We start from the raw sequence: 22,557 nt of genomic DNA on the forward strand, positions 1-22,557 counted from the left end.
ATGACTTCCGGAAAATTCAAGCTGTTTGTAATCTTTTCCCCTCCAGCGGTTAATAATGCTTAGGACTAGCAGGCTGGAAAGGGGCAAGGGATGAATGAAACGCAAACTTTTACTGACCGGAGCGGCTGGAAGGATCGGCAACGCACTCTTCAAAGGGCTGAAAGAAGACAGCAGGTATGAAGTAACCGGCGCAGATATACAGGCAGACGAAGAGCAGGGGATCGCCCAACTGGACATCAATGATGAAGCACGGCTGGCGGAGCTTACTAAAGATGTCGATACGGTGCTCCACTTTGCCTGGATTAAGGATGAAGACGATTTCCTCGGTAAAGTGCTTCAGGGGAATGTAGCGGGTGCGTATAAGCTGTTTGAGGCGGCGGTGCAGAATGGGGTGCGGCGCATTATATTCGCCAGCTCCAATCATGCGACCGGTTATTATAAGTCGGATGAGACAACGGGACCGTCTGACCCTTACCGGCCGGACAGCTTCTATGGATTAAGCAAATGTTATATCGAGCTGCTGGGCCGCCTCTATTCGGACCAGGGCAAAATCTCCTCGCTGAATATCCGGATCGGCAACTTCCCCGGGGACGACCGGCCCCATTCGGAGCGGGCAGGGCATATCTGGATCTCGGAGCGTGATTTGCTGCAGCTTGTCAACTGCTGTATCCAAGCGGATGAGGAGCTGCAATATTTGAATCTGTACGGGACCTCGGCGAATAGTGACAACTACTATACCATCGGTTATCTGGAGGAGCTGATCGGATACAAGCCCCAGGATGATGCGGCGGAGCTGCTCGAACAGGCGAAGGCGGAGGGCCGGGAAATACGCAAGGATGAAACCGAATATCAGGGCGGGCAGCAGGAGTAGGAAACAGCGCAACCCGCGATTTTCTGTTACCTGTATATAAAGAAGGCATGCGAAGATTATCTTTCGCGTGCTTTTTTTGTGCAAGCCATATACATACCTATACATACAAAGAAAAGGCTGAAACCCATCCCGAGCAAAGCACTGCTGTCCAGGGCTCCGGGGGATTGCTGCATAGTCAGCAGGGTGTATTGAGTGACTACGATGGAGACTAAGGCGTCGGTGAAGCTGAATATTTTGAGTGTGGATACAATGGGACCCTTCAGCTGCCGGTTAGCCGTCATGCTGCAAACCGCCATCCCAAGCTTGGTGAATGAAACGGCAGCGACGAGATAGACAAGGTTTCCGCTGAAAATAAGGGCATCCCCGAGGACATACATCCGCAGGGAAACGAGCAGATAACTGATGCCCAGCAGGCAAAGGAACAGGCCGCTGCGCCTGTAAATGTTATGCTCCAGCTGGAGCCTCTCGCCGGGTTGTTCGATTTGTTTGACGGCTGCGAACTTGTGGAGCGCCTGACCTCTTGCCGCACTGAGAATCAAATAATAAATGGCGTTGGTGATCAACCAGCCGGAAAGGAGGTACACGCCAAGAATCAGCTTGCCTGCGCCAATCACCGCATTAACAGCAAGCGATACAGTATTGACCATGGCGGTACGCTCCTGATTTGATATGACATTTAGTTTCAGCACCACGGACCTGCGGTATCCCTTCATCGGGTCGGATGAGCTTTTTTCGTATTTCTCCCTATGGTAAACTTTAGGTAAATTATCTAGGGGGCTGGACATGAGAAAGAGTATAATGGCATTATTATTTCTGTTCTGTTTGACTGCTTGTGGATCTTCAAATGGAGGACTCACCACGAAAGACTTAGGCATAAAAAAGGCGGATGATGATAAAGCGGTTGTTCAGTATGGAATGAGTCGTGTGGATGCGGAAAAAGTGCTTGGTGAAGGCGAAGATATAAAAATCGGCAATTCATTCGCTTACAGCTCCGGAGTAAGGATTATGTACCGTGAGGATAAAGTGGCGGGTATTAATTTGACTGAAGAATCGGAGGATATGTATGAGACGGTCGGCGGTTTGAAAATCGGAATGTCCAAAGAGGATGTTAAGAAAATTTATGGGGATCAATATCTGGCGGATCTTGAGAAAAATTTGGATTATGCTTACGATTCAGACAGCAAACAGTTTGTAAAAGAATCTGAGTGGGCTAAAAATATTGAAGATAACACAAAAATTCATCTCATTTCAGTTATGTTTGATGGTAGCGGAAATGTACGTAATATTCTGTTAACAGATAAGCAAATGGCCATAACGTATAGATGAATTGATAATGGTGTGTTCCCCTGCTTGCATTCAGTGGGGGTATTTACCTGCGAATATACATAATGTTCCAAGTGATTTGTGGTTCTGGATTGTACCGAGAAGATCCATACTCTATTCGCCAACTCATGGATTATGGCGGAGTAGTAAGGGGATACACGTCGCAATTATAATAGCCGCTGCCCGTTTTGTTCGGCAATTTGAATTTAGAGCATACATAAAGTAGCCCATTAACTTTTAATGATACATAATAAATAATCCCTGCTAACCCATCTGGTCGGCAGGGATTATTTATTGTCTGGCATGTTCAATTCATCCTATATCCTCAAGCAATTCCTTAGAATTATTCCGTACATTCCCCACAGCCGAAGGGACTTTATAAGCCCGCATTTTCGCTGCATCGTAAGGCTTCAGCAGTTTTAATAAGGACTCGACATCGTCATTGTCTCTCCCCAGCCAATCAGCTTCATCCTCAGGACGCAAGATCACGGGCATGCGGTCATGAATATCCTCCATCAGACTGTTCGGGGTAGTGGTAATGATGGTGCAGGTACTTAGTTTCTTTCCCTCCGGATCTTCCCAGGTGTCATACAATCCGGCGAAGGAGAAGAGGCTGCCATCACTCATGAGGATCCGATAGGGCTGCTTGCTGGTCCCGTCCTTTTTCCACTCATAAAATCCATCAGCTGGAATGATGCAGCGTTTAGATTTAAGCAGCCGTTTAAAGGCAGGTTTTTCGGATACCGTCTCCGCGCGGGCATTGATCATCTTACTGCCGATCTTATCGTCTTTGGCCCAGAACGGCACCAATCCCCAACGCAGTTCCCCAAGGCGTTTCCCCTCGTCACTGGCGATTACCGCCGGAACATTATGCATGGGAGCTACATTATAATTGGGTTTCAGTGTAGCTAATTTGCTGTCATCGATTAAGTAGTGCGTAATTAGTTCTTCCAGGGTGACCGTAATGGTAAAGCGTCCACACATATAATCAACCTCCTCATCCAATTATAGCGCTTGGCTTCTATGGATAGAGGAGGTAAGTGTTGGATTGATTATTCGGTTGCAATTATGCCAGCTGACTTCACCTTAATATTGCGTGTTGCCCGACTGGCTGGTTTTACCTGAGGCAAAGCCCTTAAACAAGGTGGGCACATTGTGATAGCGGGTGTTGGTGATTTTTGCGGCGCTGCTGCTGCTGTCTGTACGGAAGATGGAATCTTTGGCATTCGAGATGTCAGAGCTGTCCAGTGTGAAGTTCACGGCGTAGGAGGTTCCGCCGTTCTGGCGGGCCAGCTTGCCGATGTCGTCGGCTCTGAAGTTCTTAATGTTGATTGTGCCCGCAGCGTTTGCCTGGAACACTTTATCGTAAGCTTTATATGCACCTCCGCCCGTAATATTGACTGTACCGGAGGCTTTCAGCGTCAATGCATCCTCGCCCACATCCTGCCAGGTTACATTAGAGATTGTAGCGTTTCCATAACAGTGCACCCCGTCTGCGCCGGGAGCACCGATAATTACATTTTTGAGTGTAGCATTCTTCTCCAGCCGGAAGATTGGCTTCTGGTTCTCTGCCTGGCTTCCATCTCCAAGTGTACTGGCATTGGCGACATAAGTCTGGCCATTGCCGTTAAAGATCTCTCCTGCTGGAACAACAATCGTTGTATTGACAACAATTGGCGTTGCAGCGGATACCTTGGCCGGACTGGCAACATAGAACGAAGACAACATGACAACCGACAGGAGTAAGCCCACAACCTTTTTCAATAATATTCCGCCCTTCAACTGTAGAGTATAGATCCGGCGAACCGGTATCTTGCAGGTGTCCTGACCAGATGTGCACCTCTGCCCGCACCCGATATATAGGATATTCGGAACACGTGTGCATAGAACAAATTAGTTCTACTGAGATCAATTACCATATTTCCGACACAATTTGGAGGGAGCTGCAAGCTCGGTTATAGTGTATAACAATAGTAGAATGGAGGAGATTACATTGACGCAGGAAGAACTTATCCACGAGATTATGAACAATAATATGACAAGAGAGAAAGAAGAGAAAGTAAGAAAGTATAAGATTCTGAATACATATGCCAAGAAAGGACAGACCGTAATGGCCGGCTCCTCACTGATGGAGTACTTCCCGGTTAATGAATTACAGCAGACGCTGGAGAAGCAGACGATTATTTACAACCGCGGAATTGCAGGCTATGTAACCAGTGAGCTGTTAAATTCCCTGGAGGAATGTATTGTTGAGTTGGAGCCTTCTAAGCTGTTCATTAATATTGGCACCAATGACATCAGCTCAGCAGACGGCGAATATCAAGTCGGGCATCTGCTTGCGAACTATAATGAGATTCTGACGAAGATCGGAGCTAGGCTGCCGGAATGCAAGGTGTATGTCATGGCGTACTATCCGGTGAATGCTAAGGCTGATTTCAGCGGAGTGGATCAAGAGATGAAGGCGGGAATGTTCAGCACCAGAACAAATGCCGCGTTACGCGAAGCCAATGCCGAAGTGGAGAAGCTAGCAGCGCAGCATGGATATGCGTTCATTAATGTGAATGAAGGGTTGACGGATGAGGAAGGGAATCTGAAGGAAGATTACACGATGGATGGGATTCATATGTATGCGAATGGTTACGCGGTGGTCCTTAATAATCTAAAAGAATATCTATAAGCGTAGGATAGAATGCAAAGCAGCGGTCCTCTGGGGCAGGAGAGCCGCTGTTCAGTTATACCACTGCCCTTAGATCAGTTCCCCTCTCCGCTTCAAATACACATACAGCACAATTCCCGACACGGAGCAGACCGCAGCGCATAACCCGATGAAGCCATAGCCCGCCTGCAGGCCGCGCAGCAGACCAAGCTCGCTTGAACGGCCATAGACCGTCTTAACGAGTTCAATCACCCAGCCGATAATATAGTTCCCGATAACACTGCCGAGACCCATCAGCGTGACTACAAAAGTAATCGCAGTATCACTCCCGTTAGGATAGCGGCGGGCAATAAAGGCCATGACGGTAGGGTAGATGATCGCGATCCCTGCGCCGGACAAGGCGAACAGAAAAGCCAGGCTTTCCCCGCCGGCCAGCGCTACAAAGGTACAACCTGCCGAGAGCATTGAGAAAATAATCAGCGAGAGCACGAAGCCGATCCGGTCTGTCAGTGGTCCGATAACGAGTCTTCCCAGCGAGAACAGGAGGAAGAAGGCGGACAGCATGCCGGAGGCCTTTACGGTATCCCAGGCGTAAGCTTTTTCCAGAAAATTAACCAGCCAGCCGCCAACGGCGAGCTCGGAGACAACCCCGAAGGACAGGATCATTACCATCATCCAGAGCGCAGGATCGCGCATCAAGGTCTTGAAGGAAGTGCGGTCCTCATGCGGCAAATCATCCCCGGGAAAAGTACTGCGCAGCGCCGACACAATCGGCAGCAGGCAGAGCGACAGCATCACCAGATACATCCCCCGCCAGTCCAGCATATGTCCAAACACACTCAGCGACATAACCCCGGTGGCCAGCAGCGGCGCTATAGTCGAACTCAGCCCATAGAAGAAGTGGGATAAATTCATCATCATCCCCGTGTTTTTTACAAAAATACGTGCTCCCAGAATCGCCAGGCCAATCTCCAGCATCCCGTTGCCGATGTACATCAGGAAGTAGGAGGAAGCGAATAGAGGGTAGGTATGCGACAGGAAAATCAGTACTCCGGAGAGAACCATTGAACCAAATGAAATAATGCTGACCGCCTTGATGCCCCATTTGCGGACGAGAATAGCAGTAAACGAGCAGGCGATCAGGTAGCCCAGCGCATTCAGCGAGAGCAGTGTACCCAGCTGTCCTTCATCCAGGTTGAAAGCGAGCTGAATCCGCGGGATTGCGGGTCCTTTAATATTTTCCGAGATTCCGAAGACGACAAAGCCCAGAAAGATGGTTACGAGCTGCATGATATAGATCGTGTTGCGTTTGCCTGCAGAATTGCTTGCTTGAGCCTTCAAAGTGATGCCTCCTGAATGATGATAAAATAATATAATATTTGGCTTACTTCCGTTCCACCAGCTGGAACCGGTAGGTCAGGCTTTCCATGGTTGTTGTAATCAGTCCTGCCATGTATTCCCGGCGGGTGTCATTCTGGATGATCAGCTGTGGCATATGCTCGGGCGGAATAATCTCCTGGCACCCGCTGCGCAGATCCTCCAGCATCTCAGGCGATATATTGTCACCGGTGACAACGATCGTAGCAGGGTTAATGATGCTGATAATGGATACCAGTGCATGTATAGCCAGCTTGCCGGGATCTCCACCCTTCTTCAGCAGCTGCAGCTGCTGCTCCCTCGGAATGCCATAAGGCAGGTAAGACACTTCTCCGCTGAAAAAGCTGTTCCCGTTAAGCAATCGTCCATTCACCATAAAGCCGGCTCCCGGGAAATGATCCTTGGGGAAGGTCAGCACGGCAAAATGGCTCTCCGCATCCGGAAACAGCCGCTGATACAAGCCGTAAACCGTCAGATTCATATCGTTCTCGATAATAATCTCAACCTCTTCATAGCGCTCCTTCAGCAGAATGCCAAGGGGCTGATCTGCGAGCGCCGGAACATCACAGATTCCAATCCGGTCCTGCTGGACTACACCGGGAATGCCGATGCCGACCGCCTGAACATTCGGGTGAACCTCAATAATCTGATCCAGCCAGTCCGTGAGGGTGTCTATGGTAATTTGCTCATGCACCTTGTCCGTTTGCTCCATGATCTCACCATTCAGATTCGCCAGCGCATAACTAATGGATTGAATTCCGCCCTCCGAACGCACGATCATACAGATCATGAGGGAATAATTGGCGTTGAACTGATATTTCCGTGCCGGTCTGCCGCCGCTGGATTCCTCCCACCCAAGCTCCAGAATCTCCCCGGTCTGAACCAGTTCATTGAGAATGGTGCCGCAGGTGGCTACACTCAGCCGGGTCTGTCCGGCGATGGAGGCTTTGGTGCCTGTGCCGGATGTGCGGAGTATATTTTTCACCAGTTCCACGTTTATTTTCTTCACCAGCTGTGTGTTATGAGACGGATTTACCATAGCGCAACCTTCCTCCCGGATGATTATAATCCTATTATTAAAAGAGTTGTAATAAGTGTATTGTAGTGACTTCCCGGCAAATAAGCAAGCGATGATTAGCAGAACCGCACCGCAGCATTAACACATGATCAACGCAGTTCACTCGGTGTCCGCTGCTTGACCTGTTTAAATACACGGTTGAAGGTGCGGATGTTGGAGAAACCGCATTCCAGCGCGATATCGAGTATGCTTGTGTCTGTATTCAGCAGCAGCCGTTCGGCCTGATTGACCCGGATACTATTGAGGTACGAAATGTAACTCATGCCCGAGATGCTTTTGAAGAAGCGGGAGAAATAGAACAGGCTCATGTTGGCGTGCTTGGCGGCGTCGGCAAGGGTGATGGGATGCATGTAATTGACGTCAAGGTATTCCAGAACCTCCTGCATGATCTTCATATTCGTAATGCGCCGTTTATCCTTATGAGGATTGACTAATCCCAGCGGCATATGCCGCAGAATCAATGCGCACAGCTCGTGCAAAAGGCCGGTCATCAGCTGCTCATGATGCGGAGGCTTCAGAAGATGCTCCTGCAGCAGCTCCTGCATAATCGCGGACAGACGCCGGTTAATGACCTCATCCTCCGGTGTAGACGGCCGGTTCTCCCGGAAAGGGGAGGTGAGCCGCAGATTCAGGGGCCAGCCTGCAGGGAAGCCGATCAGCGCCGGGTTAAAGATGACAAGAATAAGCTTCGATGTGTTGTCCTTGCTGTCATAGTAGTGAATATCTCCGCTGCTGCATACGGCCAGATCGCCTGCCTGAAGCACCCGTGTTTCAGAGTTGATCCCCATCCGGATCGAGCCTTCCAGTACATAGATGATCTCCAGATCATTATGCCAGTGGGCCAGGAAATCTATATTGTGACTCACAAATGCAGTGAAGGGAAAAGCTGTTCCATACGTTCTGTTCTCGTGAAAAGCTCTCATGATATCTCCTGTTCTGATCTTCGCTATTTAAATCTAAACATAGCAAAAAATGACCATCCATACAAGCAAAATGGCGAGCATCCGCCACCGGTTTGGATTACAATTTCTTCAGGGTATAGACGTGCTATTCAATCCAAAACAAATTAGATTTCAGGATAAAAAGGAGAACTTGATATGGCGAAGAAGGCATTGATTGTAAAAGGCGGATGGGATGGTCATGAACCGAATGAGGTTGCGGCGATTTTTGCCGGCATTCTGGAGGCTGAAGGGTTCGAGGTAGAGGTGTCGGATACGCTGGACAGCTTCAACAATGCCGAGGCGCTTAAGGAATTAAGCCTGATTGTGCCGGTATGGACAATGGGTGAAATTGCGGGTGAACAGGTGTCAGCGGTGCTGGCGGCTGTGGCTTCCGGGGTAGGCATTGCCGGTTGTCACGGCGGGATGTGCGACTCCTTCCGTAACAATACAGAATGGCAATTTTTGACCGGGTCACAGTGGGTGGCGCATCCCTTCAACGACGGAGTGGATTATGAAGTGAACATCGTAAGATCCGGCTCCAGCCCGATTGTGGAAGGCATCCCGGATTTCAAGGTGAAGTCCGAGCAGTATTATCTGCATGTAGATCCGGCGGTAGATGTACTGGCTACTACGACTTTTGTGCTGAGCGAAGGCGACCATTCGGCGAACGGTGTGATCACCATGCCGGTTGTTTATACGAAACGCTGGGGCCAGGGCAAGGTATTCTATAATTCGCTTGGACATCATGCGGATGTCTTCGATATTCCGGAAGCCAAGGAACTGATGCGTAAAGGCTTCATCTGGGCAGCAAAATAAACCGAGACAAGGTGGGACTCATTGTGCATAAAGTGAAGGTAGGCATCGTCGGCTGCGGGAATATCAGCGGCATTTATTTTGAGAATTTGACCGGAACCTTTGTGAATACGGAGGTCTACGCCTGTGCCGATCTGGACCCTGAGCGGGCCGCGCAGGCAGCGGAGAAATATGGAGTTCCTCATGTATGGACGACAGAGGAATTGCTGGCTTCGGAAGAAATAGAGATTGTCGTGAATCTGACAACGCCTAATTTCCACTTCGATGTCTGTAAGCAGGCTCTGCTGGCCGGCAAGCATGTGTACGTGGAGAAGCCGCTGTCACTGACGCTAGAGAATGGAACCGAGCTTGTTAAGCTGGCAAAAGAAAAGAATCTGTTCGTCGGCTGCGCACCGGACACCTTCCTCGGAGGCGGCCTGCAAACCTGCGCCAAGCTGATTGCGGACGGTTATATCGGAGAGCCGGTTGCCGCAACCGCCTTCATGCTCTGCCATGGTCACGAGAGCTGGCATCCGGACCCTGAGTTCTACTATCAGGCGGGCGGCGGACCGATGTTTGATATGGGGCCGTATTATCTTACGGCGCTGGTATCCTTGCTCGGCCCGGCGAAGACGGTATGCGGGATCACCAAAACCTCATTCGCCACGCGGACGATCACCAGTGAGAAGAAGTTCGGCAAGGTGGTTGATGTCGAAGTCCCTACACATGTGGCCGGAACCATCGAGTTCGCGAGCGGTGCCGTGGCTACGATGATTACGAGCTTCGATGTCTGGCACAGCACGCTGCCGCGGATCGAAATCTACGGCTCGCTCGGCACACTGATCGTACCCGACCCGAACACCTTCGGCGGGCCGGTCCTGCTGCGGCCGGCGCACAGCACGGAATTCCAGGAGATTCCGCTGATCTACAATTATGCCGGGAACAGCCGCGGCATTGGCGTAGCGGATATGGCCCGCTGTATCGGGACAGGAGACACCCCGCGCGCGAACGGTGAGCTGGCGAATCATGTGCTCGAGATCATGCATGCGTTCCACACCAGCTCAGACACTAAGCGCTATGCGGAGCTGGCAACCAGCTGCGAGCAGCCGAAGCTGCTGCCGCTGGGTTTGGTTAAGGGTTATTTGGAGTAGTTAAGGTAGCTTGTATAGTCAAAAAACGGCGATCTGTCCCGGGTTATGGGGATGGATCGCCGTTTTCGTGCGTGGCTCAGCTCCCCTGGTTCGTACCTTGTCGCACTAGCAGACTGACTAACCCGCCCCGTACCTTGTCGCGCCAGTAGTTTGACTAACCTGCTCTGTACCTTGTCGCGCCAGTAGTTTGACTAATCTGCTCCGTACCTTGTCGCGCGCGCCTCCAATGCTGACCAATCGAAATAAGTGGAAAAACGACGTTTAATATCTCATCCAATACTAAAAATAGGATAATAAGTGGAAAAAGTACAATTAATTCTGCCGAATCTGCCTTTCACTAGAGAAATGGAGTAATTAGATGCTCTTTATCCACTTATTGTTTATAGCCTGTTTGATTATTGGAATTTAGATGTACATTTTCCACTTAATTAATATTGGACTAGAGACAAACCTATCAAAATGAGCCACAACTGCGATACATGTACAATTTCCCGCTGCAGATTGCTCACGCACCCTTGCTTTAACCCAATATTACTGTTACTTATGCATAACGAGAGACTCTCTGGAGTGACGCGGCCAATTAGTGTTAAAGATACTATTCAGTAACTATCACCGCTATTAGTGCAGTTCCCGCTACACTTTCAATATCATCGCAATCACGGCTATTGCCGCTACATTCCCCCTTATACCTTTCCCCCTGTCTTAATATCATTTATCTGTACTACGCAAACATCTGTCTTACGCACACCGCATACGGCACACCGCACACCGTTAACGGATAAGCGCTATTGACAACCTGTATATACAGGTTTAAACTGTGTGAAGTGTTTGACCTTGTATATACAAGTTTAATGATTGAAATACAGCAATTCTTTTGGAGGTGCTTAATTTGACCCAGTCCCGGTATTCAGAATGGTGGCGCCGGTCCACAGTGTATCAGGTGTACCCGAAGAGCTTCAAGGACACGACAGGCAATGGAACGGGAGATATAAAAGGCCTTACTGAGAAATTGGATTATTTGCAGGAGCTTGGGATTGATATCGTCTGGCTGCAGCCGGTCTATGTCTCGCCCCAATATGATAACGGTTACGATGTTGCGGATTATGAGAATATTAACCCTGATTTTGGCACGATGGAGGATTTCGATGAGCTGATAGAGGAGCTGCACCGGCGCGGCATGAAGCTGATGACCGATATCGTAGTCAATCATACCTCGACGGAGCATGAATGGTTCAAACAGTCGATTTCAGGCAAGGACAACCCGTATCGTAATTATTATATCTGGAAGGACCCGGCACTAGACGGCGGCGTGCCGAATAACTGGCAATCGAAGTTCGGAGGGCCTGCCTGGCAGTTCGATGAAGCTTCAGGACAATATTATCTTACCTTGTTCGACAAGACTCAGGCCGATCTGAATTGGGAGAATGCGGAGGTCCGCAGAGCGGTCAGCGATATGATGCTGTTCTGGGCACGCAAGGGTGTGGACGGGTTCCGGATGGATGTCATTAATTTAATTTCCAAGGACCAGCAGTTCCCTAATGATGACGGGAGTGTACCGCCAGGGGATGGGCGGAAGTTCTATACAGACGGACCACGGGTTCATGAATACATCAAAGACATGTATGAAGAGGTATTCGGCCCGTTTGAGATGGTGACGGTCGGGGAGATGTCCTCCACTACCCTTGCACATTGTATCCGCTACTCGAACCCTGAAGAGCGGGAGTTCTCCATGACCTTCAATTTCCACCATCTGAAGGTGGATTATCCGGGCGGACGGAAGTGGGAGCTGATGCCCTATGATTTCGAGGCATTGAAACGGCTGTTCAGTGAGTGGCAGACCGGAATGCAGCAGGGCGGAGGCTGGAACGCTTTATTCTTCAACAATCATGATCAGCCGCGGGCGCTCTCCAGATTCACCGATGATGATGTCTACCGCGAAGAAAGCGCGAAACTCCTGGCTACAACGCTGCATGGACTTCAAGGAACACCATATGTCTATCAGGGCGAGGAGATCGGCATGCCGAATCCGAAGTGGAAGGGCATCGAAGAATTCCGCGATATTGAGTCCCTGAACATGTACCGCATTCTGCAGGAACAGGGCAAGAGCCCGGAAGCGGCCCTCAGCATCCTGCAGGAACGTTCGCGCGACAATTCCCGTACGCCGATGCAGTGGGATGACAGTCCGAATGCCGGATTCACCAGCAGTACGCCCTGGCTTAAGGTCGACGAGCGGTACCCGGACATTAATGTGCAAAAAGAACTGGAGCGGCCGGATTCGATCCTCCATCATTACCGCAAGCTGATTGCTCTGCGCAAAGAGCATGCTGTATTTATAGACGGTGTATTCCGCAGATTGGATGAAGGTCATGCCGAGGTGTTCGCTTATGCCCGGACAGGGATAGGCGAGACACTTGTTGTGGTCTCGAACTTCAGCAGTAAGGAGATTAGCTTCCGGTTCGCGGACAAGCATTGGGCAGACTTAAGCCAAGCGGGTACGGACAAGCTTCTAACCGGTAATACAGCCGATGAACCTGCATTAACCCAAGAGCTTCAACTGAGTCCTTATGCTTCCTATATGTGGTTAACAACATCTAATACTTAAGGAGTGATGATATGGCTATTGACCGCAAGAATGTAGAGGATATTGTACGGGCGGTTGGGGGCAAGGAGAATATTGAGGTGGCGACACATTGCGTAACCCGGCTAAGATTCTCGCTCTATGACGAGAGCAAGGTGGATTCAGCAGCGCTGGACGCCAATGACCTTGTCAAAGGACAATTTTCCAGCCAAGGCCAGTTCCAGATCGTAATTGGTCCGGGAACCGTTGATAAAGTGTATGACGAAATGATTCAGCTGACCGGCGGTGCCCGTTCTTCCAAGGATGAGGTGAAATCGGCAGCGGCCCGTAAACAGAATCCTCTGCAGCGGGCGATCAAGACGCTGGCCGATATTTTTATTCCGATCCTTCCGGCCATCGTAACCGCAGGTTTACTGCTCGGGATCAATAATATACTTACTGGACCGGGTATCTTCTTCAGCCAGTCGCTGGTCGATGTCTATCCGCAGTGGAAAGATATTGCGGCGATTATCAATACGATTGCCAGCACAGCCTTCACGTTCTTACCGGCCCTGATCGGCTGGGCGGCAGTGACCCGGTTCGGCGGCAGTCCGCTGCTCGGGATTGTGCTCGGACTTATTCTCGTTCATCCGGATTTATTAAGTGCCTACGGTTATGCCAGTGCTTCTACGGAAGGAACGGTTCCAACCTGGAATTTGTTTGGCTGGCATCTGGAGAAAATCGGTTATCAGGGACAGGTATTGCCGGTGCTGGTCTCGGCCTATATTCTGGCCGGTATTGAGAAGTTCCTGAACAAGAGGGTACATGACTCGATTAAACTGCTGGTTGTTGCGCCAGTGACTCTGCTGATTACAGGTTTCCTGGCGTTCACAATCATCGGACCGGTTACCTTCGGCATTGCCAATGCGATCACTTCCGGACTGGTCTATGTGTTCGATCATTTCGCGATTCTAGGCGGCTTAATCTATGGCGGATTCTACGCGCTATTGGTCATCACAGGGATGCATCATACCTTCCTGGCGGTTGACGTTCAGCTTATCGGAAGTGAAGGCGGCACGTTCCTCTGGCCGATGCTCGCTCTCTCCAACATTGCACAGGGGGCAGCGGCACTGGCGATGATGTTCGTCATCAAAGAACAGAAGACGAAGGGACTTGCGGTGACGTCTTCGATCTCTGCCTTCCTCGGAGTCACGGAACCGGCGATCTTCGGGGTCAATATCCGCTACCGCTATCCGTTCATCTTCGGGATGATCGGCTCTGCACTGGGCGGGGTTCTGCTCACGATTAACCAGGTCCGCGCCTCTTCCATTGGCGTTGGCGGGGTTCCCGGCTTCCTGTCCATCTTCCCGAACCAGTGGGGCGTATTCTTCGTGGGTATGGCGATTGTCCTGATCGTGCCGTTTGTGGCTACTGTGCTGTATGGCCGTGCCGTCGTCAGCCGTGCCGGGAAGAGTTCAGTTGTAGCCGCAGGCGCAACAGCAGTCGGAACAACAACGGTCAGCCCTCCGGCCGTACAAGATGAACTCAGCAGCCGCCAGTCCGTTCAAGGCTCACAGGAGCCGGTGAACATACTGGAGCTGGCTGCACCGCTCAGCGGTACGGCAGTACCGCTTGCGCAGGTACCCGATCCTGCTTTTGCCGAGGGGCAGATGGGTCAGGGGGTTGCAATTGAACCCTCCGAAGGGAAAGTATATGCACCGTTTGATGCGACAGTCGCCCATGTAATCAAGAGCAAACATGCGCTTATTCTGGAGCATGCCAGCGGCGTGCAGGTACTTATTCACGTAGGGATAAATACGGTGTCGCTCAAGGGCAGCGGGTTCACCCAGCTTAAGAATATTGGCGATAAGGTGAAAGCCGGCGAGCTTCTGCTGGAATTCGATATGGATGCTATCCGTGCAGCCGGTTACCCGGTGATTACCCCAATCATCATTCCTGCGGGGCAGGAGATGGTGGAGAAGATTGAGGAGAAGACGGGACCAGTGGCGGCAAAGCAGACCAGTATTTTGACTATTCATCTTAAGGGTTGATCCGGCCCGCCCCCGAATTGAATCCATGCGTCCAGAGCCACGGCGTGATACAATATAGGGCGGTGATCTATAATGAGAGAAAATATATATTTGCAAATCTATAAAGAATACAGTAGCCAGATCCATTCCGGCCAGCTGCTGCCGGGGACCAAGCTGCCTTCTGAAAGTGAGCTGGCCGAGGCGTACTGCACTTCGCGGGAAACGGTGCGCAAAGCGCTGAATCTGCTGTTTCGTGAGGGTTATATTCACAAAATCAAAGGCAGAGGCTCGTTTGTGCTGGATATGACCCGGATGGATTTTCCCGTTACCGGCCTGATCTCGTTCAAGGAAATGGCAGGTACTCTCGGTGCTCCCTCACGGACACTGGTAGAGGAAACGGTGATGGAGCCGGCCGGCTCTGCGCTGGCCAGACAGCTGCAGGTTCCGGAGGATACCCCGGTATGGAAGGTGATCCGCGCCAGAGAGATTGAAGAAGAACGGATCATTCTGGACAAGGATTATTTCCGGGCGGATATTGTGCCGTTCTTAAGCGCAGAGATCGCGGCAGGCTCTATCTATGAATATCTGGAAGTGGAGCTGGGGCTGAAAATCAGTTATGCGAAGAAGCTGATATCCGTTGAGCCTGCAACGGAGGAGGATCACCGCCTGCTTGATCTGAAGAAATATACGCATATTGTCGTAGTGCGGAACTATGTGTATCTGGAGAATACGGTGCTGTTCCAATATACCGAATCCAGACACCGGCTGGATAAGTTTCAGTTCGTGGATTTTGCCAGACGGGTGCGGCGGTAATATGTCTGAAACGAGCGCCTAGGTAATTAACGGCAACGTAAAGAAAAACACATTGCCGTCCCCCGGCAAGGTGTGAACTCCGATGTCCCCGCCATGTGCTTCAATAATGTATTTGCAGATGGCAAGCCCCAGGCCGGCTCCCCCCCATTGGCTGGAGCGTGATTTATCCCCGCGGTAGAACCGCTCAAAGAGATGGGGCAAGTGCTCGGGTGCGATTTCTGTACCGTTATCACTCACACTAACCTTCAGCCGCTTCCCGGTATGGGAAGCGGCTATAGTTATATGTGCCTCTTCACCAGCGTATTTGATGGCATTGCCGACTAAGTTGTTAAATACCTGCGTGAGGCGGACCGCGTCTGCCCGCACCCTTCCAGCCGGAAAGGGACGGACCACAGTTAATCTGGCCCTGGCTTCAGTAAATTCATATTCCAGCGGCCGCACGATGGACTCCAGCAGAAGATCGCATTCGATCTCTTCGTAGTTCATTTGCAGCTGCCCCGACTCCAGCTCCGAGAAACGGAACAAATCCTCAATCAGATCGTTTAGCTTGTCTGTCTTGTCCCGGATGATCGATAAATAACGCTCGAATTTGACCTTATCCTGTGCGACGCCATCCTGCAGACCTTCCACATATCCCCTGATGGAGGAAAGCGGGGTCCGGAGATCATGAGAGATGCTCGCTATGAGTTCATTACGTGCTTGTTCATAAGCGTCCTGGTTCACCTTGGATTCCAGCAGACGGGTTCTCATTAGCTCAAATACAGTGCTGAACTGGCCCATTTCGTCGTTGGCCCGGTAAGTGATCGGGCAATCCATGTTGCCCTGCACAATCTGTTCAGCCGCAAGCGTAAGCTCCCGGAGAGGCAGCAGAATTTTGCGGGTTATCGTTCGGGTCATCCAAATTGTACAGCAGATCAGCGGAAGCACCAATAGGACCACAGGAATCATTTCATTATAAAATTTATCTGCGGATGAGCTGGTATTGCTCCCGGTGCCGACTGCTACAGAGCAAACGAGAAGCAGCGGAAGCAGGATAATGATAACCATCGAAGTAACCATTTGAAAGCGGAGGCCCGGCTTCTTCATTTAGTTCCCCCCGTAAAATTTATAGCCTATACCCCGAACGGTAAGAATGTACCGGGGATTGACCGGATCTAATTCGATTTTTTCCCGTATTTTTTTGACATGCACTGTTACCGTATTCAGATCCCCGTATTCGTGTATTCCCCAGGCACTCCCGAAGATCTGTTCACGGGTAAACACCTGATTGGGATGGATCGCGAGGAAGCGGAGTACCTCGAATTCCCGCGCTGAGAAATGAACGGTCTCCTTGCGTACCCGGACCTCATAGGCTTTGAGATCAAGCTCCAGGCCGGGATATACGACTGTACTCTGTTGCTTTGAAGGTAAGGTTAACCCGTTGAAACGCCTCAGCTGAGCCTTAACTCTGGCCACAATCTCACCTGGACTAAAGGGCTTCACCACATAATCATCCGCTCCCAGACCTAGCCCCAGAATTTTGTCGGAATCCCGTTTTTTTGCGCTGAGCATAATGATGGGAACATCGGACTCCGTACGTATCCTGCGGCATACCTCCATTCCATCAAGCAGCGGCAGCATAATATCAAGGACTACCAGCTGCGGATGAAACTGTCCGAAAGCCCGGAGCGCTTCTTCACCGTCAGGGCAGATGATCACCTCGTACCGCTCTATCTCCAAATAATCCTTGATCAGCTCGGCGATCTCCAGCTCATCTTCGACAATCATAATCCGTTCACTTGCCATAGTAAGGACACACCCGTTTTTTATAGGATATAGTTCTATATAAGACGTACTTATGGTTTGAACTTGAAGCTTAGTCGTCACTGCGGTGAACATTTGGACTTCCGGCCGTTGTTGTCACCAGATTTCTTGATCTAATCCGCTGTTCGCGGTTGAAATCCGTTGACAAAGGCGGTCGCTACCGCTCCTACAGTTCCAAATTTCCCCTCCGCTTCTTTCGCTTTTTGTTTATATCTTTAGTGCATCTTATATAGTGACCATCATATATGATTTGGATATTTCCGTAAATCAGGACGTTTCAAAACCGATCATGGAGAATAAAATCAATACTGCGCCAGCAACAATGATCAACAGATAGAGAATACGTTTTTTCATAGTCAGGTCTCCTTGGATTTAATTTATTGATTATTTAATTTCCATGTTCCGGAAGCTCATGATCCCCACCCAGGCAAATACGAGAATGGTTGCAATGGGAATCGAAATTAAGAGAGTAAGCTGATACGTTGTCGGCTGTGGGATGGTGATATCCATCACAAGCTTAAATACGGAATGCTCATAAAATTCTCTGTACACGGCCCATTTGCCGCTCAGCCACTCTGAGAGAGTGTCGAAGAATAGCATTACCAGCAGCACCGCGCCAATCGTTACGCCGCTTATTGTTGTTGTGACAGCGAACACGGCAACCATGGAGGCAAAGGCAGCTGCATATAGTATCGTGAAGGTAAGTGTACGAAATAAATATAGGGCGGCAGGAATTTCCGGGAGGTTGCCGAAGCCATTCAGCAAACTGCCGGCTATCACACATATGACAGGGACGATTAAGGACAAAATGACGATTCCGATAGAATAGGCCGTCAGCTTGGCAGTATAAATCTGTCTGCGGCTGTACCCCGAAGCAACCGAGATTTTCATAATCCCAAGGCCATGCTCACCTGAGAGGAAGAAGCCTCCCACTACGGCTAAAGAGATTTTAAGCAAAAGCATATTCACTTGTACACCTTGGCCGAGCCCTGATATCCCGCTGAAAACCTTCTGATCTGAGCCCATAAAATGGATAACTCCGGATAAGATGACCGCCACGAAGATAAAAGTGAAACAGAGAATCCGGAACGAGGGCTCTTTGTATAATTTGTACAGCTCAGACCGTAACAGATTTGCCATTTGCCGCCCCTCCAATCAGCTTGGTATAATACCGTTCCAGCTTTTCGCCCTTCGGCATGAGCTGCTGGACTTCCAGACCTGCTGCAAACAGCTTAGCCGAGAGCGCGCCGGGAGGGCCGAACGGTTCATACAAGCGGATGATACCGTCAGCATCTAATTCATATTCCGTTGTCTGCCATTCTTCCTGTATAATTCCTATGGCCTTCTCTGGTGAGTCTACCTTGATGTGCAGGTATTGCCTGCACTTGGCCTGAAGCTCGCTTACAGACAATTGCTCCAGCATTCGCCCGTTGTGAATAATCCCGTAATCCGTTGCCAGCAAATGCAGCTCACTCAGAATATGGCTGGAAATCAGAATGCTGATGCCCTTGTCCCTATTTAAATGAAGCAATAATTCTCTTAATTCAACAACCCCCACAGGATCGAGTCCGTTGGTAGGTTCGTCAAGAATAAGCAACTCAGGGTTGCCGAGCAGTGAAACCGCCAGACCCAGCCGCTGCTTCATACCCAATGAGAAGTTGGCAGCGATTTTGCTGCCGGCCTGCTCCAGTCCTACCAGTGCTAAGGTTTGGCGGATCTGCGTTTTGTCACGGATACCCTTTTGCAGCCGGAATACCTCCAGGTTCTCTGCGGCTGATAGATGAGGGAAAAGGGCGGGTGTCTCAATAGTCGTGCCAATCCTTTTTCTCGCCTGCACAAGCTGTGCGCCTTCCTTATATCCGAATAATTCGATTTGGCCTGAGGTTGGCCTGGACAGTCCTGCCGCTATCCGCATAAGAGTTGATTTTCCGGCGCCGTTCTGGCCTATGAACCCATAGATGCTGCCCCGGCGTATCGACAGGTCGACACGGTCCAGTGCTGGGTGATGCTTGTAATGCTTGGATAATTGGTGTGCCTGTAGCACATATTCGCTCATGCGTTCTCCCACCTCATTAGATTTCTATGTACTTAAAGTGTCTGCCGGCTTTCTCTCATTCTAGCGGCCCGTTATAAACGTTCACCCAGTCTAATCTGAACAGGCCATAAAGATTTCATTAACATTTGATAAACATTCCGCAAAAAATGACCAATCCTTCAAGTAAAATGGCGAGCAGCGGCTCTTTGTTTAAATTACAATTTCAGTAGGATGGCAATTCTCATAATTTTCGGGGTAAGTCCTTTATTCTGCGTATGGGAAAAAATAATATCGGCTTGTAGAATGGTACTGAGGATTGTAAACGCTTGCGCACAATTTCAGGGAGGCTATTATGCACTCAACAAATGTCAGGAACCCCGTGATCTCCGGCTACTATCCAGATCCAAGTGTAGTCCGCGTAAATGATGATTACTATTTGATTAACAGCTCTTTTGAGTATTTTCCCGGCGTCCCTATCTTCCATAGCAAGGATCTGATTCACTGGACGCCGATAGGACATGTATTGACCCGGAAGTCCCAGGTGGACCTGCGGACAAGCGGCAGCTCTGACGGTATATATGCCGCTACGATACGCCATCATGCAGGCCGCTTTTATATGATTACTACGGATGTGAGGGGAATCGGTAATTTCTTCGTGACAGCGGACAAGCCGGAAGGTCCCTGGTCAGAGCCGGTCCTGCTGCCTTATGGGGGGATTGATCCGTCCCTGTTCTTCGATGAGGATGGGCGCGCTTACGTGACTGTGCAGAATGGAGCCGGCTATGAATCCCATATTATCCAGTACGAGATTCATCCGGAGTCCGGTGAAGTGCTGTCTGAGCCTGTGGAGATCTGGCGGGGGGATGAGGGACCATGGGTAGAAGGGCCGCATCTGTATAAAATCAAAGGCGTCTACTACCTGATGACGGCATCGGGCGGCACCGCCCGGGATCACCGGGAGATCATTGCCCGCAGCAGCAACCCTTACGGGCCGTTTGAGGATAAGCCTGAACCTATACTGACCCACCGCGGGCTGAAGGAGCATCCGGTTCAATGCCTGGGCCATGCGGATCTGGTAGAGGATACGTCCGGGAAGTGGTGGGCGGTCTTTCTGGGCATGCGTCCGGTGGAAGGTAAATACTCTCCGCTGGGCCGAGAGACCTTCCTGGCTCCGGTGACCTGGACGGAAGAAGGCTGGCCGGTGATTGACAACAATGAAGGAACCGTAGTCTCCGCTGAAAATTCCAGTCCGGATGACATTGCTCAGCGTATGGAGCTGAGCGGAGGCTTCGGCCCGGAATGGGCTTTTCTGCGCTGCTACGAGGAGGAACGGTATTCCTGGACAGAGCGCGATGGCAAGCTTGCCGTCCGGGGGAATGCCTACACGCTGGATGATGAGGCGCCGGCAGTGTTGGCCTGTATCCGCCAGAAGCATCACCGGATGGAGACGGGCGTAAGTCTTGATTTTGATCCGGCGAAGGATGGGGAGTATGCCGGACTGGCCGCCCGCCTGAACAACCGGGGATACATCTTCTGGGGACTCGCCAGCCGGAGTGGCAGACGGGTTATGGAGCTTACCGTCAAAGACGGGGATGAGAAGCAGATATATCATTACCCGGCGGGGAGCACCGGAGAGGTACGGCTCCGCCTCCGTTCGGACGGAGAGGTCTATACCTGCTCGTATTCTGAGGATGGCATCTCCTGGCATGACGCAGAGCAGAAGGTACATGTATCCGTCCTGTCACCTGAGGTGAACGGCGGATTCACCGGTGTCTGCCTGGGACTTCACGCCTCGGGAGAGGGTGCGGATGCTGCGGCTCCGGGTTATTTTGCAGAATTCTATTACACAAATACAAAAGGAGATGTCTTATGACACATTTGCCGAAACCTAATGAACCGCTCGTTACCCACATCTATACTGCGGACCCGTCCGCCCATGTCTATGAAGGGAAAATCTACATTTATCCTTCCCATGACCTGGATCACGATGGACCGGATAATGATAACGGGGACCAGTATGCAATGGAAGACTATCATATTCTGTCACTGGATAACTTTGAATCACCGGTAGTGGATCATGGCCAGGCGCTCCATCTGGATCAGATCCCCTGGGCCTCCAAGCAGCTCTGGGCTCCGGATGCAGCCTATAAGAATAATACCTATTACCTGTTCTTCCCGGCCCGTGACCACGACGGAATATTCCGGATTGGTGTGGCTACCTCTGCTTCACCGGCAGGCCCGTTTGACCCGCAGCCCGATTACATCGCTGGCAGCTATAGTATCGATCCGGCTGTATTGGTGGATGACGATAACCAGGCTTATATCTATTTCGGCGGTCTTTGGGGAGGGCAGCTGGAGAAATGGCAGACTGGCACATTCGTGGCGGATGCGGAAGGGCCTGCTCTGGATGCGCCGGCGATTGGGCCGCGTGTGGCTCTGCTGAGCGAGGATATGCTGTCTTTTCAGGAGCAGCCTGCGGAGATCTCGATTGTAGATGAAGAGGGCAACCCGATTCTTGCCGGGGATGAGCAGCGGAGATACTTCGAAGGACCCTGGGTCCACAAGTACAACGGGTATTATTATCTCTCTTACTCGACAGGAACACAGCACAAGCTGGTGTATGCCGTCAGCCGGAATCCGCAGGGTCCCTTTACCTTCAAGGGAGAAATTCTCTCCCCGGTCATTGGCTGGACCACCCATCACTCCATCGTTCAATTCGGGGACAAGTGGTATCTGTTCTATCACGACAGCTCATTATCAGGCGGCGTGAACCATAAGCGCAGCGTGAAATACACCGAGCTTAAATATAATGAAGACGGAACAATTCAGAAGATTGATCCATACCCGGCTTCTGCTGAATCAGCGGAGTAATCCGCAGACTCAGCAGCTTCCAGTACAGCAGACTGTATGACAGCAGAACAAACGGCAGCTTCCCCGCGGAGGCTGCTTTTTTGCTGTATGTAGACTGAATAATCCGGCAATGTGAACCGCACGTTAGCACGTTAGAATAAGCCCGGACAAGCTGCCGATTCACGTGATCGAGATAAGGAGGCTCTACTGATTTCTTACAGCGGATTCGTGCCGGCAGCGCTGAGGTTCTTAAGTTCGCATCATATACGCGTTAATGTTG

General features: G+C 50.7%; 20 protein-coding genes. 10 read left to right on the forward strand and 10 right to left on the reverse strand.

Annotation, left to right across the window (positions count from 1 at the left end):
• Positions 1-94: 94 nt before the first annotated feature.
• Positions 95-871, forward strand: coding sequence for an NAD-dependent epimerase/dehydratase family protein (locus NYE33_RS15270; RefSeq protein ID WP_336102514.1), 777 nt, complete (start codon positions 95-97; stop codon positions 869-871).
• Positions 872-927: 56 nt separating this feature from the next.
• Here the strand turns inward: NYE33_RS15270 and NYE33_RS15275 are convergent, their stop codons facing one another.
• The gene (locus NYE33_RS15275) at positions 928-1,518 is read right to left on the reverse strand and encodes a hypothetical protein (RefSeq protein WP_336102515.1); all 591 of its coding nucleotides are present in this window, start codon (positions 1,516-1,518) and stop codon (positions 928-930) included.
• 136 nt (positions 1,519-1,654) lie between these two features.
• Between NYE33_RS15275 and NYE33_RS15280 the strand changes: the two genes are divergently transcribed.
• Entirely contained in the window at positions 1,655-2,197 is a 543-nt protein-coding gene (locus NYE33_RS15280; protein WP_340784028.1) for a thiol-activated cytolysin C-terminal domain-containing protein, read from the forward strand.
• Positions 2,198-2,506: 309 nt separating this feature from the next.
• Here NYE33_RS15280 and NYE33_RS15285 read toward each other — a convergent pair whose 3' ends face one another.
• Together NYE33_RS15285 and NYE33_RS15290 are read right to left on the reverse strand one after the other, a co-directional pair.
• On the reverse strand, positions 2,507-3,178 hold the full coding sequence (locus NYE33_RS15285; RefSeq protein WP_336102520.1) for an SOS response-associated peptidase: 672 nt from the start codon (positions 3,176-3,178) through the stop codon (positions 2,507-2,509).
• Between the two features lie 102 nt (positions 3,179-3,280).
• Positions 3,281-3,922 carry a pectate lyase gene (locus NYE33_RS15290; protein ID WP_445669814.1) on the reverse strand — a complete coding sequence of 214 codons (642 nt, stop codon included), beginning with the start codon at positions 3,920-3,922 and terminating at the stop codon, positions 3,281-3,283.
• 265 nt (positions 3,923-4,187) lie between these two features.
• Here NYE33_RS15290 and NYE33_RS15295 point away from each other — a divergent pair, with 265 nt between their 5' ends.
• A complete protein-coding gene (locus NYE33_RS15295) occupies positions 4,188-4,871 on the forward strand; it encodes a GDSL-type esterase/lipase family protein (protein WP_341066437.1) in 684 nt (227 codons plus the stop codon).
• Between the two features lie 69 nt (positions 4,872-4,940).
• Here the strand turns inward: NYE33_RS15295 and NYE33_RS15300 are convergent, their stop codons facing one another.
• The 3 genes from NYE33_RS15300 to NYE33_RS15310 form a co-directional block, all read right to left on the reverse strand.
• On the reverse strand, positions 4,941-6,140 hold the full coding sequence (locus tag NYE33_RS15300; RefSeq protein WP_042141428.1) for an MFS transporter: 1,200 nt from the start codon (positions 6,138-6,140) through the stop codon (positions 4,941-4,943).
• A gap of 94 nt (positions 6,141-6,234) precedes the next feature.
• Entirely contained in the window at positions 6,235-7,266 is a 1,032-nt protein-coding gene (locus NYE33_RS15305) for an ROK family protein (protein ID WP_076244550.1), read from the reverse strand.
• A gap of 128 nt (positions 7,267-7,394) precedes the next feature.
• Complete coding sequence (locus NYE33_RS15310; RefSeq protein ID WP_341066440.1) at positions 7,395-8,228, reverse strand: helix-turn-helix transcriptional regulator; 834 nt, start codon at positions 8,226-8,228, stop codon at positions 7,395-7,397.
• 174 nt (positions 8,229-8,402) lie between these two features.
• Here NYE33_RS15310 and NYE33_RS15315 point away from each other — a divergent pair, with 174 nt between their 5' ends.
• From NYE33_RS15315 to treR, 5 genes are all read left to right on the forward strand, one after another.
• The gene (locus tag NYE33_RS15315; RefSeq protein WP_042138948.1) at positions 8,403-9,062 is read left to right on the forward strand and encodes a ThuA domain-containing protein; all 660 of its coding nucleotides are present in this window, start codon (positions 8,403-8,405) and stop codon (positions 9,060-9,062) included.
• 23 nt (positions 9,063-9,085) lie between these two features.
• Positions 9,086-10,189: a Gfo/Idh/MocA family protein gene (locus NYE33_RS15320; RefSeq protein ID WP_341066442.1), complete on the forward strand. Its 1,104-nt coding sequence runs from the start codon at positions 9,086-9,088 to the stop codon at positions 10,187-10,189.
• An 889-nt stretch (positions 10,190-11,078) separates the two neighbouring features.
• Positions 11,079-12,791: an alpha,alpha-phosphotrehalase gene (gene treC, locus NYE33_RS15325; RefSeq protein ID WP_445669781.1), complete on the forward strand. Its 1,713-nt coding sequence runs from the start codon at positions 11,079-11,081 to the stop codon at positions 12,789-12,791.
• An 11-nt stretch (positions 12,792-12,802) separates the two neighbouring features.
• Positions 12,803-14,797: a PTS system trehalose-specific EIIBC component gene (gene treP / locus NYE33_RS15330; protein ID WP_341066446.1), complete on the forward strand. Its 1,995-nt coding sequence runs from the start codon at positions 12,803-12,805 to the stop codon at positions 14,795-14,797.
• A gap of 72 nt (positions 14,798-14,869) precedes the next feature.
• Positions 14,870-15,589, forward strand: a complete 720-nt coding sequence (gene treR, locus NYE33_RS15335; RefSeq protein ID WP_042138944.1) for a trehalose operon repressor — start codon at positions 14,870-14,872, stop codon at positions 15,587-15,589.
• Between the two features lie 18 nt (positions 15,590-15,607).
• Here treR and NYE33_RS15340 read toward each other — a convergent pair whose 3' ends face one another.
• From NYE33_RS15340 to NYE33_RS15355, 4 genes are all read right to left on the reverse strand, one after another.
• Complete coding sequence (locus NYE33_RS15340; RefSeq protein ID WP_341066448.1) at positions 15,608-16,675, reverse strand: sensor histidine kinase; 1,068 nt, start codon at positions 16,673-16,675, stop codon at positions 15,608-15,610.
• Positions 16,676-17,374, reverse strand: a complete 699-nt coding sequence (locus NYE33_RS15345; protein WP_341066450.1) for a response regulator transcription factor — start codon at positions 17,372-17,374, stop codon at positions 16,676-16,678.
• A 402-nt stretch (positions 17,375-17,776) separates the two neighbouring features.
• Positions 17,777-18,532 (reverse strand): ABC transporter permease, encoded by a 756-nt coding sequence (locus NYE33_RS15350; protein ID WP_341066452.1) that lies wholly within the window; start codon positions 18,530-18,532, stop codon positions 17,777-17,779.
• Positions 18,510-19,448, reverse strand: a complete 939-nt coding sequence (locus tag NYE33_RS15355) for an ATP-binding cassette domain-containing protein (protein ID WP_076244562.1) — start codon at positions 19,446-19,448, stop codon at positions 18,510-18,512. The genes NYE33_RS15350 and NYE33_RS15355 overlap by 23 nt, the downstream gene beginning before the upstream one ends.
• A 331-nt stretch (positions 19,449-19,779) precedes the next feature.
• Between NYE33_RS15355 and NYE33_RS15360 the strand changes: the two genes are divergently transcribed.
• Entirely contained in the window at positions 19,780-21,300 is a 1,521-nt protein-coding gene (locus NYE33_RS15360) for a glycoside hydrolase family 43 protein (protein WP_341066454.1), read from the forward strand.
• Positions 21,297-22,298, forward strand: coding sequence for a glycoside hydrolase family 43 protein (locus NYE33_RS15365; RefSeq protein ID WP_341066455.1), 1,002 nt, complete (start codon positions 21,297-21,299; stop codon positions 22,296-22,298). The genes NYE33_RS15360 and NYE33_RS15365 overlap by 4 nt, the downstream gene beginning before the upstream one ends.
• Positions 22,299-22,557: the final 259 nt, after the last annotated feature.

This window comes from Paenibacillus sp. FSL R10-2199, from assembly GCF_038000235.1.
Taxonomy (GTDB): Bacteria; Bacillota; Bacilli; order Paenibacillales; family Paenibacillaceae; genus Paenibacillus_AQ; species Paenibacillus_AQ phytohabitans.

Bases quoted from the DNA above. Each gene is read 5' to 3' on its own strand.
- NYE33_RS15270 (WP_336102514.1), top strand. From the start codon at position 95: ATGAAACGCAAACTTTTACTGACCGGAGCGGCTGGAAGGATCGGCAAC.
- NYE33_RS15275 (WP_336102515.1), bottom strand. From the start codon at position 1,518: ATGGTCAATACTGTATCGCTTGCTGTTAATGCGGTGATTGGCGCAGGC.
- NYE33_RS15280 (WP_340784028.1), top strand. From the start codon at position 1,655: ATGAGAAAGAGTATAATGGCATTATTATTTCTGTTCTGTTTGACTGCT.
- NYE33_RS15285 (WP_336102520.1), bottom strand. From the start codon at position 3,178: ATGTGTGGACGCTTTACCATTACGGTCACCCTGGAAGAACTAATTACG.
- NYE33_RS15290 (WP_445669814.1), bottom strand. From the start codon at position 3,922: ATGTTGTCTTCGTTCTATGTTGCCAGTCCGGCCAAGGTATCCGCTGCA.
- NYE33_RS15300 (WP_042141428.1), bottom strand. From the start codon at position 6,140: ATGCAGCTCGTAACCATCTTTCTGGGCTTTGTCGTCTTCGGAATCTCG.
- NYE33_RS15305 (WP_076244550.1), bottom strand. From the start codon at position 7,266: ATGGTAAATCCGTCTCATAACACACAGCTGGTGAAGAAAATAAACGTG.
- NYE33_RS15310 (WP_341066440.1), bottom strand. From the start codon at position 8,228: ATGAGAGCTTTTCACGAGAACAGAACGTATGGAACAGCTTTTCCCTTC.
- NYE33_RS15315 (WP_042138948.1), top strand. From the start codon at position 8,403: ATGGCGAAGAAGGCATTGATTGTAAAAGGCGGATGGGATGGTCATGAA.
- treP (WP_341066446.1), top strand. From the start codon at position 12,803: ATGGCTATTGACCGCAAGAATGTAGAGGATATTGTACGGGCGGTTGGG.
- treR (WP_042138944.1), top strand. From the start codon at position 14,870: ATGAGAGAAAATATATATTTGCAAATCTATAAAGAATACAGTAGCCAG.
- NYE33_RS15340 (WP_341066448.1), bottom strand. From the start codon at position 16,675: ATGAAGAAGCCGGGCCTCCGCTTTCAAATGGTTACTTCGATGGTTATC.
- NYE33_RS15345 (WP_341066450.1), bottom strand. From the start codon at position 17,374: ATGGCAAGTGAACGGATTATGATTGTCGAAGATGAGCTGGAGATCGCC.
- NYE33_RS15350 (WP_341066452.1), bottom strand. From the start codon at position 18,532: ATGGCAAATCTGTTACGGTCTGAGCTGTACAAATTATACAAAGAGCCC.
- NYE33_RS15355 (WP_076244562.1), bottom strand. From the start codon at position 19,448: ATGAGCGAATATGTGCTACAGGCACACCAATTATCCAAGCATTACAAG.
- NYE33_RS15360 (WP_341066454.1), top strand. From the start codon at position 19,780: ATGCACTCAACAAATGTCAGGAACCCCGTGATCTCCGGCTACTATCCA.
- NYE33_RS15365 (WP_341066455.1), top strand. From the start codon at position 21,297: ATGACACATTTGCCGAAACCTAATGAACCGCTCGTTACCCACATCTAT.